Annotated in this window: 15 protein-coding genes, 4 tRNA genes and 1 pseudogene; 18 read left to right on the top strand and 2 right to left on the bottom strand. The window is 42.8% G+C overall.

Annotated features, from left to right (window positions below; all coding sequences use genetic code 11):
* Positions 1 to 107: 107 nt before the first annotated feature.
* The 13 genes and pseudogenes from aroL to luxS all read left to right on the top strand — a co-directional run bounded on the left by aroL (position 108) and on the right by luxS (position 12,359).
* Positions 108 to 632 (top strand): shikimate kinase AroL, encoded by a 525-nt coding sequence (aroL, locus tag ACGF7G_RS08525; RefSeq protein ID WP_387464739.1) that lies wholly within the window; start codon positions 108 to 110, stop codon positions 630 to 632.
* Positions 633 to 722: 90 nt separating this feature from the next.
* Positions 723 to 2,749 (top strand): annotated as a pseudogene (gene aas, locus ACGF7G_RS08520) (bifunctional acyl-ACP--phospholipid O-acyltransferase/long-chain-fatty-acid--ACP ligase); the annotation flags it as partial.
* Positions 2,750 to 2,802: 53 nt separating this feature from the next.
* Entirely contained in the window at positions 2,803 to 3,957 is a 1,155-nt protein-coding gene (gene lplT, locus ACGF7G_RS08515) for a lysophospholipid transporter LplT (RefSeq protein WP_387464836.1), read from the top strand.
* A gap of 26 nt (positions 3,958 to 3,983) precedes the next feature.
* Entirely contained in the window at positions 3,984 to 4,487 is a 504-nt protein-coding gene (gene pncC, locus ACGF7G_RS08510) for a nicotinamide-nucleotide amidase (protein ID WP_387464738.1), read from the top strand.
* A 105-nt stretch (positions 4,488 to 4,592) separates the two neighbouring features.
* Positions 4,593 to 5,660, top strand: a complete 1,068-nt coding sequence (gene recA / locus ACGF7G_RS08505; RefSeq protein ID WP_387464736.1) for a recombinase RecA — start codon at positions 4,593 to 4,595, stop codon at positions 5,658 to 5,660.
* A 317-nt stretch (positions 5,661 to 5,977) separates the two neighbouring features.
* Positions 5,978 to 8,611, top strand: coding sequence for an alanine--tRNA ligase (gene alaS / locus ACGF7G_RS08500; RefSeq protein ID WP_387464734.1), 2,634 nt, complete (start codon positions 5,978 to 5,980; stop codon positions 8,609 to 8,611).
* Positions 8,612 to 8,854: 243 nt separating this feature from the next.
* Positions 8,855 to 9,040, top strand: a complete 186-nt coding sequence (gene csrA / locus ACGF7G_RS08495) for a carbon storage regulator CsrA (RefSeq protein ID WP_002209449.1) — start codon at positions 8,855 to 8,857, stop codon at positions 9,038 to 9,040.
* Positions 9,041 to 9,436: 396 nt separating this feature from the next.
* Positions 9,437 to 9,529: transfer RNA gene (locus ACGF7G_RS08490), tRNA-Ser, on the top strand.
* Between the two features lie 12 nt (positions 9,530 to 9,541).
* Positions 9,542 to 9,618 (top strand) — tRNA-Arg (locus ACGF7G_RS08485).
* Positions 9,619 to 9,704: 86 nt separating this feature from the next.
* A tRNA-Arg gene (locus ACGF7G_RS08480) sits at positions 9,705 to 9,781 on the top strand.
* 87 nt (positions 9,782 to 9,868) lie between these two features.
* Positions 9,869 to 9,945 (top strand) — tRNA-Arg (locus ACGF7G_RS08475).
* A gap of 183 nt (positions 9,946 to 10,128) precedes the next feature.
* On the top strand, positions 10,129 to 11,688 hold the full coding sequence (gene gshA / locus ACGF7G_RS08470) for a glutamate--cysteine ligase (RefSeq protein WP_387464733.1): 1,560 nt from the start codon (positions 10,129 to 10,131) through the stop codon (positions 11,686 to 11,688).
* Between the two features lie 155 nt (positions 11,689 to 11,843).
* Entirely contained in the window at positions 11,844 to 12,359 is a 516-nt protein-coding gene (luxS, locus tag ACGF7G_RS08465) for an S-ribosylhomocysteine lyase (protein ID WP_387464731.1), read from the top strand.
* Positions 12,360 to 12,465: 106 nt separating this feature from the next.
* Here luxS and ACGF7G_RS08460 read toward each other — a convergent pair whose 3' ends face one another.
* The gene (locus ACGF7G_RS08460; RefSeq protein ID WP_387464729.1) at positions 12,466 to 13,758 is read right to left on the bottom strand and encodes an HlyC/CorC family transporter; all 1,293 of its coding nucleotides are present in this window, start codon (positions 13,756 to 13,758) and stop codon (positions 12,466 to 12,468) included.
* Between the two features lie 45 nt (positions 13,759 to 13,803).
* Complete coding sequence (locus tag ACGF7G_RS08455) at positions 13,804 to 14,595, bottom strand: inner membrane protein YpjD (protein ID WP_387464835.1); 792 nt, start codon at positions 14,593 to 14,595, stop codon at positions 13,804 to 13,806.
* 183 nt (positions 14,596 to 14,778) lie between these two features.
* Here ACGF7G_RS08455 and ffh point away from each other — a divergent pair, with 183 nt between their 5' ends.
* From ffh to rplS, 5 genes are all read left to right on the top strand, one after another.
* Complete coding sequence (gene ffh, locus ACGF7G_RS08450; protein ID WP_046973686.1) at positions 14,779 to 16,140, top strand: signal recognition particle protein; 1,362 nt, start codon at positions 14,779 to 14,781, stop codon at positions 16,138 to 16,140.
* A gap of 136 nt (positions 16,141 to 16,276) precedes the next feature.
* Positions 16,277 to 16,525, top strand: a complete 249-nt coding sequence (gene rpsP / locus ACGF7G_RS08445; protein WP_133816141.1) for a 30S ribosomal protein S16 — start codon at positions 16,277 to 16,279, stop codon at positions 16,523 to 16,525.
* A gap of 18 nt (positions 16,526 to 16,543) precedes the next feature.
* Positions 16,544 to 17,092 (top strand): ribosome maturation factor RimM, encoded by a 549-nt coding sequence (gene rimM / locus ACGF7G_RS08440; protein WP_133816142.1) that lies wholly within the window; start codon positions 16,544 to 16,546, stop codon positions 17,090 to 17,092.
* Between the two features lie 39 nt (positions 17,093 to 17,131).
* Complete coding sequence (gene trmD / locus ACGF7G_RS08435; RefSeq protein WP_387464728.1) at positions 17,132 to 17,884, top strand: tRNA (guanosine(37)-N1)-methyltransferase TrmD; 753 nt, start codon at positions 17,132 to 17,134, stop codon at positions 17,882 to 17,884.
* 69 nt (positions 17,885 to 17,953) lie between these two features.
* Entirely contained in the window at positions 17,954 to 18,307 is a 354-nt protein-coding gene (gene rplS / locus ACGF7G_RS08430; protein ID WP_021325982.1) for a 50S ribosomal protein L19, read from the top strand.
* Positions 18,308 to 18,362 lie beyond the last annotated feature (55 nt).

The following is an 18,362-nucleotide window of genomic DNA, read 5'->3' as shown; positions in this document are numbered from 1 at the left end:
AGCTTTTTCCCTATAGATTAATTTTTGATTTTACGTTGATGTAAAGTTCTGGTTACTATAGCTGTTAATATATTTTTAATGATGAAATTTACCAAGGATATCAGGCAATGAACCCAATATTGTTTATTGTAGGTGCGCGTGGGGCAGGAAAAACGACGGTTGGAAAGTTATTAGCCAATGAGTTATCGTACACATTTATTGACACCGATCATCATATTCAACAAATTAGTAATATGACCATTGCGGATATTGTTAGCCAGCAAGGGTGGCAGCAATTTCGACAATTGGAAACTAAGGCTTTACAACAAGTTAGTCAAAGTAACCGGGTTATTTCCACCGGCGGTGGGATTATTCTTTCCGCTGAAAATCGCCAATATATGCGACAAAATGGTACGGTGATTTATCTTCAGGCGTCTGCTGACATATTGGCTGAACGATTAATGCAGCAACCGGAAAGTACTCAACGCCCCAGTTTAACTGGAAAATCTATTGTTGAAGAAATGGAAGAAGTACTCACCGCCAGGGAGAATCTCTATTGTGAGTGTGCAGATCATATTATTAATGCGCAACTTTCACCGGAAAGAATTATAGCTTGTGTGAAAGAAATTATTCTTCCGAGAAGAATATCCTGACGCTATTTTTTTTAAAAAATAATAATATTATGGTATCGAATGGATAAATAATATTTTCTATTTATTTTTCAAATGGGTTGAGATACGAATATGCTGTTTAAATTTCTAAAATTTGTTTTTCGTTTAATGTTCCGTTTGACGATAGAAGGAGATATTAAACAATTTACCCATCCAAAATGCCTTATCACACCTAATCATGTCTCTTTTCTTGATGGTGTTTTGCTAACACTTTTCTTACCTGTCAAGCCGGCATTTGCTGTCTACTCCAGCATTGCAAACCAAGGGTTTATGAAATGGGTAAGGAGGTATATTGAAATAGTTCCTTTGGATCCAATAAATCCAATGGCCGTCAGGGGACTGCTCAAAGCAATAGAGAAAGGGAGGCCGATAGTTGTTTTTCCTGAAGGACGAATTACGGTTACTGGTTCTTTGATGAAAATCTACGATGGGGCGGCTTTTATTGCCGCTGTATCGGGGGCAATGGTGGTACCTGTCCGCATTGAGGGGTTGGAACAAACGATATTCAGCCGATTAAAAGGTATCTTCAAACTTCATCTTTTTCCGAAGGTGACAATAAAAATTCTGCCTGCCACACAATTGCCAATGCCGGATGCGCCTAACGCGGACCAGAGACGCCGTTTGGCGGGAGAACGTTTGCATGAAATTATGATGAGTGCACGAATGGCGACTCGTCCGCAAGAGACAATATTTGAATCTTTACTGGTTGCACAAAAGCGATTTGGCCGCTTTAAGCCCTGTATTGAAGATGCTTCTTTTAAAGAAGATAGCTATAACAGTTTGCTTAAAAAAACGCTGGGTATTAGCCGTATTTTGCAACGTTTTACCTGTCGGAATGAACGGATTGGTTTTCTTTTACCCAATACCACTATTATGGCAGCGGCTATATTTGGCGCATCTTTGAGAGGCAGAATTCCCGCCCTGTTAAACTATACCTCAGGCAGTTACGGGCTGAAAAATGCCATAACAACCGCCAGTATCAAAACGATTGTGACTTCCCGGCAGTTTCTGGAAAAGGAGCAGTTAACGCATTTATCTGAGCAGGTTACTGAGGTTAATTGGGTTTATCTTGAGGATTTGAAAGGTACAGTGACTTTGCTGGATAAATTCTGGATCTTGTGGCATCTCTTTTTTCCGAAACAAGCGATGGTGGCGCAAAAACCAGATGATGATGCGTTAGTGTTATTTACGTCCGGTTCAGAAGGTGTGCCAAAAGGTGTGGTTCATAGCCACGCTAGTTTGTTGGCAAATGTGGAACAGATAAAAACCATTACTGATTTCAATCCACTTGACCGTTTTATGTCTTCTGTACCACTGTTTCATGCATTTGGATTGACTGTTGGCCTGTTTACGCCACTGTTAACGGGTAGCCGGGTATTCCTTTATCCAAATCCACTGCATTATCGAGTGGTGTCAGAATTGGTATATGAACGTAACTGCACCGTATTGTTGGGTTCATCGACTTTCCTAGAGAATTGTGCCTATTTTGCCCACCCATATGATTTTGTACGTCTTCGCTGTGTTATGGCGGGTGTTGAAAAGCTTGCTGAAAGCACTCGACGTGTTTGGCAAAATAAATTCGGTATCCGCATTCTGGAAGGATATGGCGTGACAGAATGTGCGCCTGTTGTTGCATTGAATGTACCGATGATGGCTAAGGTTGGTACTGTTGGGCGAATTTTGCCGACAATGGAGTTCCGTTTGATTCCGGTGGAAGGTATTAAGGAAGGGGGATGTTTGCAACTGCGTGGCCCGAATGTGATGAAAGGGTATCTGCGGGGGGATGATCCAAATCATTTAGAACGTCCATCGGCAGAAGATGAGCATCGGAATATTCAGTGTGGCTGGTTCGATACTGGAGATATTGTTTCAATTGATGAACAAGGATTCTGTACTGTTCTTGGTCGGGTGGAACGTTTTGCTGAACTGTCAGATGAAATAGTGTCACAGGACCGTGGAGAAACTTGCATTGCAAGTTTCTCCTGACTCCAGACATGTTGTTACAGTTAAGAGTGATCATAGCAAAGGAGAAATGATTGGTGCTGTTCACTACTGATTTGGAACTTGAATACTTATTAATGCTTCAGACTGCTCAGGAATAATAATCGTGAATGTATCCTCTGTTGTTGCTCAGCCGTTATTAACCCGTGGTATGAAAGCCGTATTGGCATCACAGTTTTTTTCGGCTTTTGCGGATAATGCGCTGTTGTTTGCGATTCTGGCACAGTTGAAAGCCCAGTTTTATCCTGACTGGAGCCAGCCGATATTGCAGATAGTGTTTGTCCTTGCGTATATCTTGTTGGCGCCTTTTGTCGGGCGAATAGCAGATCGTTTTCCCAAAGGTCGTGTGATGCTGTTTGCCAATAGCTTAAAGCTATTGGGCGCGCTTAGTGTTTGTCTGGGTTATGATCCCTTTTTTGGCTATGCTTTGGTTGGGATTGGTGCAGCGGCATATTCACCGGCCAAATACGGAATCTTGGTTGAATTGACAGATGGTGATCGCTTGGTGAAAGCGAATGGTTTGGTGGAAGCTTCAACGATAGTTGCTATTCTCACCGGTTCTGTGGCGGGTGGTTTTTTGTCTGACTGGAGCTTGACAGTTGCATTATTTACTTGTGCACTGACATACGGTATTGCTGCCATTGTTAATTTATTTATTCCTCGATTGTCGGTGGCCCGTCGCGGGAGGGGCTGGAATCTGAAAAAGATACTGACAGATTTTACCTCAGCATGTTGCATTCTTTGGCATAACAAAGAAGCCCGATTTTCTTTGGTTGGAACCAGTTTATTCTGGGGGGCTGGGATCACACTGAGATTTCTGTTGGTGTTATGGGTGCCAGTTGTTTTGGGAATTGTCGATAACAGCACGCCAACAGTACTTAATGTGATGGTTGCTATTGGGATTGTTATCGGCGCAGGTATTGCTGCGCGTTTTATTACATTGAGAACAGTCCGCCGTTGTATGCCTGCGGGCATTTTAATCGGTGTGATGGTGGTAATTTTTGCTGTTCAGCAGAGTCTCTGGGCTTCTCACGTCATACTTATTATTCTCGGCATTTTTGGTGGCCTGTTTGTCGTTCCGTTGAATGCCTTATTGCAGGAAAGTGGCAGGCAAACGGTTGGGGTTGGTAATGCAATCGCCGTGCAGAATTTGGGTGAGAATACCGCCATGTTACTGATGCTTGGCCTATATTCATTGACCATTAAAATAGGTATTCCGGTTGTCACAATAGGGATAAGTTTTGGTGTGTTGTTTGTGCTGACAATCACTGGTTTGTGGATTTGGAATCAGTTTCAGAAAAATTGATCTTTTATTGGATAAAAGGTGTGTTTATGGATGAAAAAATTCTGACTCAGTTTAGTATTGAACTGGGAATGAAACTGAGACAGCAGAAATTGTGGGTGACTTGTGCTGAATCTTGCACAGGTGGCTGGCTGGCAAAAGCAATTTCAGATATTGCCGGTAGCTCTGCTTATTTTGACCGGAGCTTTGTGACATACAGCAATAAAGCCAAACATCAGATGCTTGGTGTATCAGAAACCACCTTACAGCAATATGGCGCTGTCAGTGAACAAGTTGTGAAAGAGATGGCAGCAGGGGCGTTGAAAGTAGCGCAAGCCGATTTGGCGGTTTCTATTAGTGGTATCGCCGGGCCTGATGGTGGTAGTGAAGAAAAGCCTGTTGGCACAGTATGGTTTGGGTTTGCATATCGCACAGTCAATGGGATAGAAGTTGTATCCCGGCATTGTTGTTTTAACGGTGATCGAAATGAAGTACGCCTTCAATCTGCAATTTATTCTCTGAGGACATTGTTATCAGAGATTATAAAAAATTAGCTTGATGCTGTATGACTATACAGTATAATTGCAGGCAACATTTTGGTATTAAAAATTATTCATCGGCAGTGAGGTAACCCTTTCATTGCTTACGAGGGAGTAAAAATGGCTATTGATGAAAATAAACAAAAAGCACTGGCAGCGGCACTGGGCCAAATTGAAAAACAGTTTGGTAAAGGTTCCATCATGCGTCTGGGCGAAGACCGTTCAATGGACGTTGAAACTATCTCCACTGGCTCACTGTCACTAGATATTGCATTAGGTGCTGGTGGCTTGCCGATGGGACGCATTGTCGAAATCTATGGCCCGGAATCTTCTGGTAAGACAACGCTGACATTACAGGTTATTGCCGCAGCACAGCGTGAAGGTAAAACTTGTGCGTTTATTGATGCTGAACACGCCCTTGATCCTGTCTATGCGAAGAAACTGGGTGTTGATATTGACAATCTGTTGTGTTCTCAGCCAGACACAGGAGAACAGGCTCTTGAGATTTGTGATGCGTTGACACGTTCCGGTGCGGTTGATGTCATTATTGTCGACTCCGTTGCGGCTTTAACACCAAAAGCTGAAATCGAAGGAGAAATCGGTGATTCTCATATGGGGTTAGCTGCTCGTATGATGAGTCAGGCAATGCGCAAACTGGCGGGTAACCTGAAAAGTTCCAATACGCTTTTGATCTTTATCAACCAGATCCGGATGAAAATTGGTGTTATGTTCGGTAACCCCGAAACCACAACCGGTGGTAATGCGCTGAAATTCTATGCTTCTGTACGTCTGGATATTCGCCGCATTGGTTCCGTGAAAAATGGCGAAGAAGTCGTTGGTAGCGAAACCCGTGTTAAGGTTGTGAAAAACAAAGTGGCAGCGCCATTTAAGCAAGCAGAATTTCAGATTATGTACGGTGAAGGCATCAACACTTATGGTGAATTGATCGACTTGGGTGTGAAACATAAATTGGTGGAAAAAGCAGGTGCGTGGTACAGCTACAATAGTGATAAAATTGGCCAGGGCAAAGCGAATGCAACTATCTACCTGAAAGAACACCCTGAAATTGCTACTGAACTGGATAAAAAGTTACGCGAAATGCTGCTACATAATACTGGAGAGTTCAGCAGTGCTGCTTCTGATTATGAAGACAAAGAAAACGAAGAGTTGAATAACGAAGAATTCTAATCTGATTATATTGATAGCCTGTATTCTGGTATTAAAGCTATAAAAGTTTTGTCACCAAACTTATAACCGCGTTAATAATGACGCGGTTTTTTCTCTCAGAAAGCAAGTATTATCCATATTATGCGATCATGCTTTCAGAAAATACCCAGACGATTTACAATACTGCCAGCGAATGGATGTATCTGGGATTTTACTTCTAATGGAAGAAATTTTATCTTATCCCCACTTTGTTTATTCGTGAGTTGAAAATAGGTGATGAAATATTCCACCTAACCAATTCATAAATCTGTTTTTTCCAGCTTGATTTCGGGACAATTATGAGCAAAAGCACCGCTGAGATCCGTCAAGCGTTTCTCGACTTTTTTCATACTAAAGGGCATCAGGTAGTACCAAGTAGTTCTTTGGTGCCAAATAATGACCCAACACTGCTGTTTACCAACGCAGGGATGAACCAGTTTAAGGATGTATTTCTTGGGCAGGACAAAAGATCTTATTCCCGAGCAACAACTGCTCAACGTTGTGTTCGTGCCGGTGGTAAACATAATGATTTAGAAAACGTAGGTTATACCGCACGTCATCATACTTTCTTTGAAATGCTGGGTAATTTTAGTTTTGGTGATTACTTCAAACATGATGCGATTAGCTATGCTTGGGAGCTTCTGACCGGCAAGGATTGGTTCAATTTGCCTAAAGAAAAATTATGGGTGACTGTCTATCAGACTGATAATGAAGCCTATGATATCTGGCAAAATGAAGTTGGAATACCAGCAGAAAGAATTATCCGTATTGGCGATAACAAAGGTGCACCTTATGCATCAGATAACTTCTGGCAAATGGGTGATACCGGTCCTTGTGGCCCTTGTACTGAAATTTTTTATGATCATGGTGATCATATCTGGGGTGGACCGCCAGGAAGTCCAGAGGAAGACGGTGACAGGTATATTGAAATCTGGAACATCGTCTTTATGCAGTTCAACCGTCAGGCTGATGGTACAATGGAACCGTTGCCAAAACCATCCGTAGATACCGGTATGGGGTTGGAGCGTATCGCTGCTGTATTGCAGCATGTTAATTCCAACTATGAGATTGATCTGTTCCGTGAGTTGATTGCTGATGTGGCGGGTGTTACTGGTGCTACAGATGATCTGAGTAATAAATCTCTGCGGGTTATTGCCGACCACATCCGTTCATGTGCGTTCCTGATTTGTGATGGCGTTATTCCTTCCAATGAAAACCGTGGTTATGTTTTGCGCCGTATTATCCGCCGGGCTATCCGTCACGGTAACATGTTGGGCGCTAAAGATACCTTCTTCTACAAATTGGTTGCTCCATTGATAAAAGTGATGGGCGCTGCGGGAGAAGAACTTAAGCGTCAGCAAACTATTGTTGAGCAGGTTTTGAGAACAGAGGAAGAACAATTTGCCCGTACTCTGGAACGCGGTCTTCAATTACTGGACGATGAACTATCAAGACTGTCCGGTGATATTCTGGATGGTGAAACCGTCTTCCGTCTGTACGATACCTATGGTTTTCCTGTGGATTTAACTGCCGATGTTTGCCGTGAGCGTAATATTAAGGTTGATGAAGACGGTTTTGCCGCTGCAATGGAAAATCAACGTCGTCGGGCCCGTGAATCAAGTGGTTTCGGGACGGATTATAATGAATTGATCAATGTTGATGAATGCAGTGATTTCTCTGGTTATGATCATAATGAACAGCAGGTAATAGTAACCGCTATCTTCCGTAATGGCGAATCAGTTAATCAAATTCAAGCGGGTGAAGAAGCGATTATTATACTGGATAAGACCACTTTTTATGCTGAGTCCGGTGGGCAAGTTGGTGACTGGGGTATTCTGAGCAATAATGATTGTGCTTTTGATGTTACTGATACACAAAAATACAGTCAGGCTATCGGTCACATCGGTAAGATTACAAAGGGTAGCTTAAGTGTAAACCATAAGGTCAATGCTGTTATTGATATAGAACGTCGTGATGCAATCCGTTTGAATCATTCAGCAACTCATCTGTTACATGCTGCATTACGTCAGATTTTAGGTGAACATGTATCTCAGAAAGGCTCCTTGGTTAACGATAAATATCTCCGTTTTGATTTTTCTCATTTTGAAGCAATGAAACTGGAGCAGATCCGTCAGGTTGAGGATTTGGTTAATGCCGAAGTTCGTAAGAATTCACCGATCGTGACGGAATTGATGGATTTGGAAGCAGCAAAAGCCAAAGGTGCTATGGCACTGTTTGGTGAAAAATACGAAGAGCAAGTTCGTGTACTGTCAATGGGGAATTTTTCCACTGAATTATGTGGCGGGACTCACGCAAACCGTACTGGTGATATTGGTTTATTCCGGATTACTGCTGAATCCGGAACGGCTGCGGGTATTCGTAGGATTGAAGCAATTACGGGTAAAAAAGCGTTGGAATCTGTGCACCAACAAGCTAATTTGCTCCAGGATATTGCTCAATTGGTGAAAAGTGATATCAATAACTTGAGTGAAAAAGTACGGGTAACACTGGATAAAACCAAAGCACTGGAAAAAGAGCTCCAACAGCTTAAAGATCAACAGGCTACACAGGAAGGCTCTTTTTTGGCAAGTAAAGCGAAAGACTTTAACGGTGTGAAGTTGCTGGTTAGCCAGTTAAATAATACTGAGCCTAAAATGTTGAGAACTATGGTTGATGATCTAAAAAATCAACTGGGTTCAGCAATTATTGTGCTTTCTACTATAAGTGATGATAAAGTCAGCCTAATTGTTGGTGTCACAAAGGATCTGACTGCTAGAATAAAAGCAGGTGAGTTAATTTCTTCTGTAGCTCAACAAATCGGTGGTAAAGGTGGTGGTCGCCCTGATATGGCCCAAGCAGGTGGTTCTGATGTTAAAGCGTTGCCTTCTGCTTTGGATAGCGTGGAAGAGTGGGTAGCATCGCGGCTTACCTGAATTACCTGAGTTTAGAGGGCACCATGATAGCTGTTTTTATGGTGCCTTGAAGTCTTGTTGTGAAATTGTTAAAAGGTTGAGCGCACATTTATTTATTTTGGCTAAACTATATATGTAGGAAATGCGTTCAAAATTGCTTATACTTTAAGCATATAACATTGTTTTACGTTTTCACGGTGTTTGGATGGATAATAGCGGGGAAACCTAAAGACCCGACTCTTTTAAATTTTCAAGGAGCAAAGAATGCTTATTCTGACTCGTCGAGTTGGTGAAACGCTCATGATAGGCGATGAGGTAACAGTTACAGTACTGGGGGTTAAAGGTAACCAAGTTCGTATTGGTGTCAATGCCCCTAAAGAAGTTTCTGTTCACCGTGAAGAAATTTATCAGCGGATTCAGGCAGAAAAATCTCAGCCAACAACTTATTGACTTTAAGTTGGCGTCCTATCTTTGTCAGAACCGGGCGCCATTTTTGAAGTATCTCATCTCTGTTAGTTGTTTATTCCCTTTATTCTTAAATTGTTACCTATCTTCCCAATCTTTTTTGTTTTTCTATCGTAAGAAAAGACAACGTCCATGATGCTATTGTGGGAAATAATGGCTTGCATACATTTCAATTGAAGATAGGGTAATTTGCTGCTGACAAAATACACTCTTTGTCGTCAAACCATCCATCTTGTGCGTGAAGTATCCAAACAAACACAGGTTTAGAAAAATTGTTTGACTTATAAGTCTGGGAAAGTAATATGTGCGCCACGCAGTGACGAGGAGCTTAAACAAAAGTTCTGAGCCGCAGTTCGAAAAATAGCTCGAAAGAAAGCGTACGGTGAGATGGCCGAGAGGCTGAAGGCGCTCCCCTGCTAAGGGAGTATGCGGTCAAAAGCTGCATCGAGGGTTCGAACCCCTCTCTCACCGCCATTTTAAGACCATGCATCCATAGCTCAGCTGGATAGAGTACTCGGCTACGAACCGAGCGGTCGGAGGTTCGAATCCTCCTGGATGCACCATCTTAACCTTAAGATGAAGTTATCTAAGGTACCATTCAGGTAATCAAAGCAACTACTGCCTTTTACCAGAGTAACAAACGAAACATGCATCCATAGCTCAGCTGGATAGAGTACTCGGCTACGAACCGAGCGGTCGGAGGTTCGAATCCTCCTGGATGCACCATATTTAACCTTGAGATGAAATCATCTAGGGTACTATTCAGGTAATCGAAGCAACTACTGCCTTTTACCAGAGTAATAAACGAAACATGCATCCATAGCTCAGCTGGATAGAGTACTCGGCTACGAACCGAGCGGTCGGAGGTTCGAATCCTCCTGGATGCACCATCTTAAGAGCCCCGTCTAAAAAACGGGGTTTTTTCTTTATCTGTATTGCTGTCATCAGCCTGCCCCTTCCCTTGTATAGCACTGAAATACTTTTGCTTATATATCTAATCAGCGACAATTTGGCTTGTTTAAGATAAAGTAAACCTTTATAAAAATTCTTCTAAAACACTACGGGAGGTCGAATTGATCCCGGACGTATCAAAGGCTCTATCATGGCTAGAAGCGCATCCGACAATTTTAAAGGGAATTCGTCGCGGTGTTGAGCGTGAAACATTGCGTGTTACTTCAGAGGGTGATTTGGCAGCAACGGAGCATCCTAAAGCACTTGGCGCAGCGCTTACGCATAAATGGATTACGACTGATTTTGCAGAGTCATTGTTAGAATTCATAACACCAGTCGATGATGACATAAAATATACTATTTCATTTCTTAGCGATATTCATCGTCATACGGCGCGTGTTCTGGATAAAGAAAAAATGTGGCCTTTGAGTATGCCATGCTTTATTGATGCGGAAGAGAATATTACTCTGGCTCAGTATGGTACATCGAATATTGGTCGCTATAAGACGTTATATCGTGAAGGGCTGAAAAACCGTTATGGCGCTTTGATGCAGACCATATCTGGAGTTCATTACAATTTTTCATTGCCGATTGAGTTTTGGCAGGCATGGGCTGGCGTTGAAGATGCAGAGAGTGGTAAAGAGCGGATCTCAGAGGGTTATTTCCGTTTGATCCGCAACTACTATCGTTTTGGATGGGTGATTCCCTACTTGTTTGGCGCTTCTCCAGCAATTTGTTCTTCATTCTTGCGTGGCAGAGAGACTTCTTTGCCTTTTGAGCGCATAGAAAATGGAGCTTGCTATCTGCCTTATGCGACTTCATTAAGAATGAGTGATCTGGGATATACCAATAAATCACAGCGTGATCTGAATATTACGTTTAATAACCTTCGTACCTATGTTGAAGGGCTGAAAAAAGCGATTCACAAGTCGTCTGATGAGTTTGCTAAGTTGGGGATTAAGCAAGGTGACAAATATATTCAGCTCAATACAAACGTCTTACAGATTGAAAATGAGTTGTATGCGCCAATCCGGCCTAAACGTGTTGCAAAAGGGAATGAATCGCCTTCTGATGCTTTACTGCGTGGAGGGGTGGAATATATCGAAGTTCGTTCATTAGATATTAATCCATTTACGGCGATTGGGGTCAATGAAACACAAATTCGCTTTCTTGACCTATTCTTAATATGGTGTGTGCTTGCTGAAGCGCCGGAAATGAGCAGTGATGAGTTGGAGTGTTGCCGCAAAAACTGGAATAGAGTGATCCTTGAAGGGCGTAAACCAGGGCAAGTGATTGGCTTTGGCTGTGGCAGCGTGGAGGAACCATTAGCTAGAGTTGGCAAAGAATTATTCAATGACTTGAGACGGGTTGCTGAAATACTGGATAGTTGTTCTGGTTCGCAATATCAGAAGGTTTGCGAAGAATTGATTGCTATGTTTGATGATTCATCATTGACTTTATCGGCTTGTGTGCTGGAAAAAATGAAGACTCAGGGCATTGGTGGCTTTGGGTTGGAATTGGCAGATAAATATCATCAGCAATTAGTCAATGAAAAATATGAGGTTATTAGCGACGAACAGTTCGCAATAGAACGCAGGGCCTCCGTGGAGCGACAAGACGCGTTGGAATATGAAGATACCATCAGTTTTGATGAATATCTGAAACAACAGGCAGGATGCTAGAGAAGAAAATGGCCACGAACAATAGTGGCCAAATAAAAACTTCTGGAAAAATAGGAATGGCAATAATTGCGCGTCTTTCATTCTTTACGACCGGTGGTAGATGAAAAGGTTTCATTTGCTTGTAAAAAATCTGAATTTTTTGTGGAGATGAAGAAATGCCTTTACTAGATAGTTTTACTGTTGACCATACTCGTATGGCTGCACCAGCTGTAAGAGTGGCTAAAACCATGAAAACACCTCATGGTGACACCATCACAGTTTTTGATTTACGCTTCTGTGTGCCAAATAAAGAGGTTATGCCAGAGAAGGGTATTCATACACTTGAGCATTTGTTTGCTGGTTTTATGCGTAACCACCTCAATGGTGATGGTGTTGAAATTGTTGATATATCGCCAATGGGATGCCGAACAGGTTTTTATATGAGCTTGATTGGTGCACCAGCAGAAATACGGGTTGCTGAAGCGTGGAAAGCTGCAATGGCCGATGTATTGAAAGTGAAAGATCAGAGTCAGATCCCAGAGCTAAATGTTTATCAGTGCGGTACTTATCACATGCATTCACTGACAGAGGCTCAGGATATTGCCCGCCATATTCTTGATTCAGATGTTCGTGTTAATAAGAATGATGAACTGGCATTGCCAGATGAAAAGCTAACAGAATTGCATGTATAGTTTATAACAGCGATGATATTTCGGATTTTTTCGATGAGATGTTAGCAGGAATATACCGTTGGGGGAGTAGCACATACCTCCAACGGTATGGATCTTAAGTGATCATTTAAGCTGTTTGTGCTTTTTGTCCAGTAAGTTGGTTAACGGGCGTGACTCGAACTTGTTTAATGACATTATCGTTCACAGAAAGCACTTCAAAATTATATTTTCCAATTTGTACTTGTACATTCAGTGAAGGTATTTCTCCTAACTCTTCAAGCACCATACCATTAACAGTTCGAGGCCCATCAACAGGCAATGCCCAGTCAAACGCTTTATTTAATTCGCGGATGTTGGCTGTCCCGTCGACTAAAATAGTACCGTCACTTTGGGGAGAAACTTCTTCAGCCAGAGATGGAGACATTGATGTTGTAAAATCACCGACAATCTCTTCGAGGATATCTTCAACAGCGACCAGACCTTGAATATCACCGTATTCATCAACGATAAGCCCGGCTTTTTCCTTATTGCGTTGGAAGTTTACCAACTGAACATTAAGTGGAGCACTGATCGGGATATAGTAAATTTTATCCGCTGCTTTAATCAGGTTTCTTTTGGTGAACTCTTTTTTTTCCGTCATCAATCGGTAAGCTTCACGTACACGGAGCATGCCAATAGCATCATCAAGTGAATCACGATAAAGCACGATCCGTCCATGAGGTGAATGAGTTAACTGACGTATGATGGATTTCCAGTCATCATTAATATCAATACCAACAATTTCATTACGGGGAACCATAATGTCGCCGATGGTGACTTTCTCCAAGTCTAAAATTGAAATCAGCATATCCTGATTTTGCCGTGATAGCTTGGCATTTGATTCATTCACAATAGTGCGTAATTCATCTTTACTAATTGCATCACTGTGACCAGTAGGGTGTTTGATGCCAAGGCAACGCATTAACAATAAGGTAATTCTATTTAGCAGCCAAACTAACGGCATCATGATTTTTTGTAATGGGCGCAGCAGGAAACTGCTCGGAAAAGCGATCCTTTCAGGATAGAGGGCGGCTATAGTCTTTGGCATAACTTCAGAAAATATCAGCACGATAAAAGTTAGAACACCTGTTGCGATAGCGACCCCAGCATCACCATAAAGGCGCATGCCAATGATGGTAGCGAGTGCTGAGGCTAGAATATTAACCAAATTGTTGCCGATAAGAATCAGGCTTATAAGCCTGTCAGGATGACGAAGCAATGCTTCAACTCTACGTGCAGAACGGCTTCCTTGTTTTGCCAGATGACGTAAGCGGTAGCGGTTCAGTGTCATCATACCTGTCTCAGAAGCAGAGAAGTACGCTGAAACCAGAAGCATAATGATTAAAATGATAATTAATGTGCTTGTTGAGACATGCTCCAAAGCAAAATTCCTTCCAAATATTGATGCTGATTGGACATCATGTTGTTAATAAATCATGATTTCTTGCAATAATCGATTGCCAAAATAGGCAAGCGTCAGGGTAAATGCACCAATCAGATTAAACCAGATAACTCGTTTACCACGCCATCCGTCATGGTAGTGGCCCCATAATAAAACAATGTAGACAAACCACGCGATGACAGACAGAACTGCTTTATGGATGTTTTCCTTACTGAAAATATTATCCATATAGAGGATGCCGGTACAGAGTGTCAGAGTCAGTAATATTACGCCAACCTGAGTGATATGGAACATTTTACGTTCGATGAACATCAGTGGGGGCATATCCGGAGTAAAAGTCAGTTTTTTATTTTTAAGCTGATGATCCAGCCACCCAAGTTGTAGAGCATATAGTGCAGCGATAAGCAAAGTCGCATAGCCAAGCAGAGCCAAGCCAATATGAATAGATAATTCAAGGCTGGCTTCCAGATGAGTAATGAATTCACCGGGCATAAAGCTGGCTAATGCCAGGTTTATCATGGCAAAACTATAGACAATCGGCAGTAGGAACCAGGCACGTCCATGGGAAGCGACAATTGTCATTATGATACAAATAAGTAAACTGACAATAGATCCCAGGTTCAAGAGTGTGAGGTTCTGCCCACTGCTGACGTGAAAGATCTTGTATTTAAGCGCAATAGCATGACAAATTAAAGCGACAATCGCTGAAAGCAATGCCAGTCTGCGGTATCCATTCGGTTTTCGCAGTAAGCCGGGAATAATCAGTACCAGGCTGAGTAAATAAGCGAATAAAGCAATTATAGAGAATACTGACATAGCGTTAGTCGTTTTAGCGATAATTTTAGGTGAATTAAAGCTTAAGTATAGCGCTAGCAAGGGTAGCCTCCAACCGTTGTTAATCATCCGTGCGAATCTCTGTGCAGAGATCCCTTTATCATCGTGTTATAATTTTCATAATACGCTTACAGGTAGCCCATTTTTAAAAATTGAGCAGAGACAATGTTTGATAATTTAACCGACAGACTATCGCGCACATTGCGCAATATCAGTGGCCGTGGGCGACTGACTGAAGACAATATTAAAGAGACACTGCGCGAAGTTCGCATGGCTTTACTTGAGGCTGACGTCGCATTGCCTGTAGTGCGTGACTTTATTTCGTGCGTGAAAGAGAGCGCGGTAGGTCACGAAGTTAACAAAAGCCTTACCCCCGGACAGGAATTTGTCAAAATTGTTCAGAATGAACTGGTTAAGGCAATGGGAGAAGTTAACAGTGAACTGAATCTTTCCACTCAGCCTCCGGCTGTCGTATTGATGGCAGGTTTGCAAGGTGCAGGTAAAACGACCAGCGTTGCTAAACTGGGTAATTTTCTGAAAGGAAAACAAAAGAAAAAAGTTTTAGTGGTATCTGCTGATGTCTATCGTCCGGCCGCGATCAAACAGCTTGAAACGTTGGCGCAGGCAGTGGGTATTGATTTCTACCCTTCTGATGCTCAGGAAAAACCGGTCGATATCGTGACTAAAGCTGTACAGCACGCTAAGTTGAAATTCTATGATGTGCTGTTGGTGGATACTGCTGGTCGTCTGCATGTTGACGAAGCCATGATGGATGAAATCAAACAGGTTCATGAAGCCATTAATCCAGTGGAAACCCTGTTTGTTGTTGATGCTATGACGGGGCAGGATGCCGCGAATACAGCAAAAGCTTTCAATGAAGCATTGCCACTGACGGGGGTGGTGTTGACTAAAGTCGATGGTGACGCTCGTGGTGGTGCTGCTCTGTCTATTCGCCATATCACGGGTAAGCCAATCAAATTCTTGGGTGTTGGTGAAAAAACTGATGCACTAGAGCCTTTCCACCCGGATCGTATTGCCTCTCGAATTCTTGGGATGGGAGATGTTCTTTCCCTGATTGAAGAGATTGAAAGTAAAGTTGATCGTACCCAGGCAGAAAAGCTGGCTTCTAAGCTAAAAAAAGGTGACGGTTTCGATTTAAATGACTTTCTGGATCAGCTTAAGCAGATGCGCAATATGGGCGGTATGGCGAGTATGTTAAGCAAAATGCCGGGAATGTCTCAGGTGCCTGATGCAGTAAAATCCCAGATGGATGATAAAGTGCTGGTGAAAATGGAAGCTATTATAAATTCCATGACGCGTAAAGAGCGGGAAAAACCAGAAATTATCAAAGGTTCCCGTAAACGCCGTATTGCCAGTGGTTCCGGTACCCAGGTTCAGGATGTTAACCGCCTGCTTAAACAATTCGACGAAATGCAGCGCATGATGAAGAAAATGAAGAAAGGTGGTCTGGCAAAAATGATGCGTGGTATGAAAGGCATGATGCCACCCGGATTTATGGGTCGTTAATTGATAAAGTCTCGAAGAATATCCACTTTGGATTGCTTTTTGCGCCAAAGTGAGTAAACTTTTCGGGCTTTTTATCTGACAGTTGGACTTCATTCCTCGATGGAGTCTGGTTGTTTTGTTAACTAATGAGGATGTTATGGTAACAATTCGTTTAGCTCGTGGCGGCGCAAAAAAGCGTCCGTTTTATCAAGTAGTCGTGACCGATAGCCGCAACCCGCGTGATGGTCGCTTTATTGAGCGCGTTGGCTTCTTCAACCCTATCGCAACAGGGAAAGCAGAAGTACTGCGTTTAGATCTGGACCGCATTGAACATTGGGTGGGTCTGGGTGCAACTATGTCTGATCGTGTTTCTTCACTGATCAAAGACGCTAAAAAAGCAGCTTAATCTGTCGCGGTGGTAACTATGAGCAAGCAAACCAGCCTTGAACTTCCTGTGAGTCCAATCGTATTGGGAAAACTGGGTTCAACTTATGGTATTCGTGGTTGGCTCAGAGTTTTTTCTTCCACCGAACATGCCGAAGACATTTTTGAGTATCAACCGTGGTTTATCCAACGGGCAGGTCGGTGGCAACATATCGAACTGGAAGCCTGGAAACACCACAATCAGGATATGATCGTCAAAATTAAAGGTATTGATGATCGGGATGCCGCGAATTTACTGATTAATTGCGAAATTACTGTAGATTCAGCGCAACTACCGGAACTGGATACAGGTGATTACTACTGGAAAGACCTGATGGGTTGCCAGGTAGTGAGCACAACAGGTTATAGCTTGGGTACTGTCAATGACATGATGGAAACCGGTTCTAATGATGTAATGGTAGTTAAAGCAAACCTGAAAGATGCATTCGGTGTCAAGGAACGGCTGATTCCGTTTCTTGATGGGCAGGTTATCAAGAAAGTCGATCTCGCTACTAAAACTATTGAAGTAGATTGGGATCCTGGTTTTTAAACTCCGGTTATAAACGGTTTAAATGAGTGGGACGCTGTAATGTGGATTGGGGTTATTAGCCTGTTTCCTGAAATGTTCCGCGCAATAACCGATTATGGGGTAACTGGCCGGGCAGTAAAAAATGGCTTGCTAAGTATTGAATGCTGGAATCCACGGGATTTTACCTACGACCGGCATCGTACTGTTGACGATCGACCTTACGGCGGTGGTCCAGGCATGTTGATGATGGTTCAGCCTTTACGGAAAGCTATTCATGCAGCAAAAACTGCGGCAGGCGAAGGTGCAAAGGTGATTTATCTTTCACCTCAGGGGCGCAAACTCAATCAACAAGGCGTTTGTGAGCTGGCAACAAATGAGAAACTGGTTCTGATTTGTGGCCGCTATGAAGGGATAGATGAGCGGGTTATTCAAACTGAGATTGACGAAGAATGGTCTATCGGTGATTACGTGCTCAGTGGTGGTGAAATTCCTGCAATGACCCTGATTGACTCTGTTTCCCGGTTTATTCCGGGAGTTTTGGGGCATCAGGCATCGGCTGAGGAAGACTCTTTTGCTGATGGATTGCTGGATTGTCCGCACTATACCCGCCCGGAGGTATTGGATGGCATGGAAGTTCCACCCGTTCTGTTATCGGGGAATCATGCTGAAATTAATCGCTGGCGTATGAAACAATCGCTTGGCCGGACCTGGCTTAGAAGACCTGAACTTCTGGAAAACCTAGCTCTGACTGACGAGCAAAGGATATTGCTGGCAGAGTTCCAACGGGAACATCTAACTGAAGCAACGAATTAATCCAGACATATTCCCTGAAGGGAATGAATGTCTTTGATATATCAGTTTACCTAGGGTAAGAGAATTATTATGAGCAACATTATTAAACAACTTGAACAAGAGCAGATGAAGCAAGACGTACCTTCATTCCGTCCGGGTGACACCGTGGAAGTTAAGGTATGGGTCGTAGAAGGTTCTAAGAAACGTCTGCAGGCATTCGAGGGCGTGGTTATCGCTATCCGTAACCGCGGTCTGCACTCTGCATTCACTGTTCGCAAGATTTCTAACGGCGAAGGTGTTGAGCGTGTATTCCAAACTCACTCCCCAGTCGTAGACAGCATTAGTGTTAAACGTCGTGGTGCTGTTCGTAGAGCTAAATTGTACTATCTGCGTGAGCGTTCTGGTAAAGCTGCTCGTATTAAAGAGCGTCTGAACAGCAAATAATACGCTTTCGTTACATCCGAAAGTTATCGTTGAAGAGGCCAGCAATTGCTGGCCT

Origin of the sequence: Photorhabdus sp. RM323S (assembly GCF_042879375.1) — a bacterium.
In the GTDB taxonomy this organism is placed as follows: domain Bacteria; phylum Pseudomonadota; class Gammaproteobacteria; order Enterobacterales; family Enterobacteriaceae; genus Photorhabdus; species Photorhabdus tasmaniensis.
Note: the sequence above shows the minus strand (reverse complement) of the source record. Positions and strands in the feature narration are given on the sequence as shown.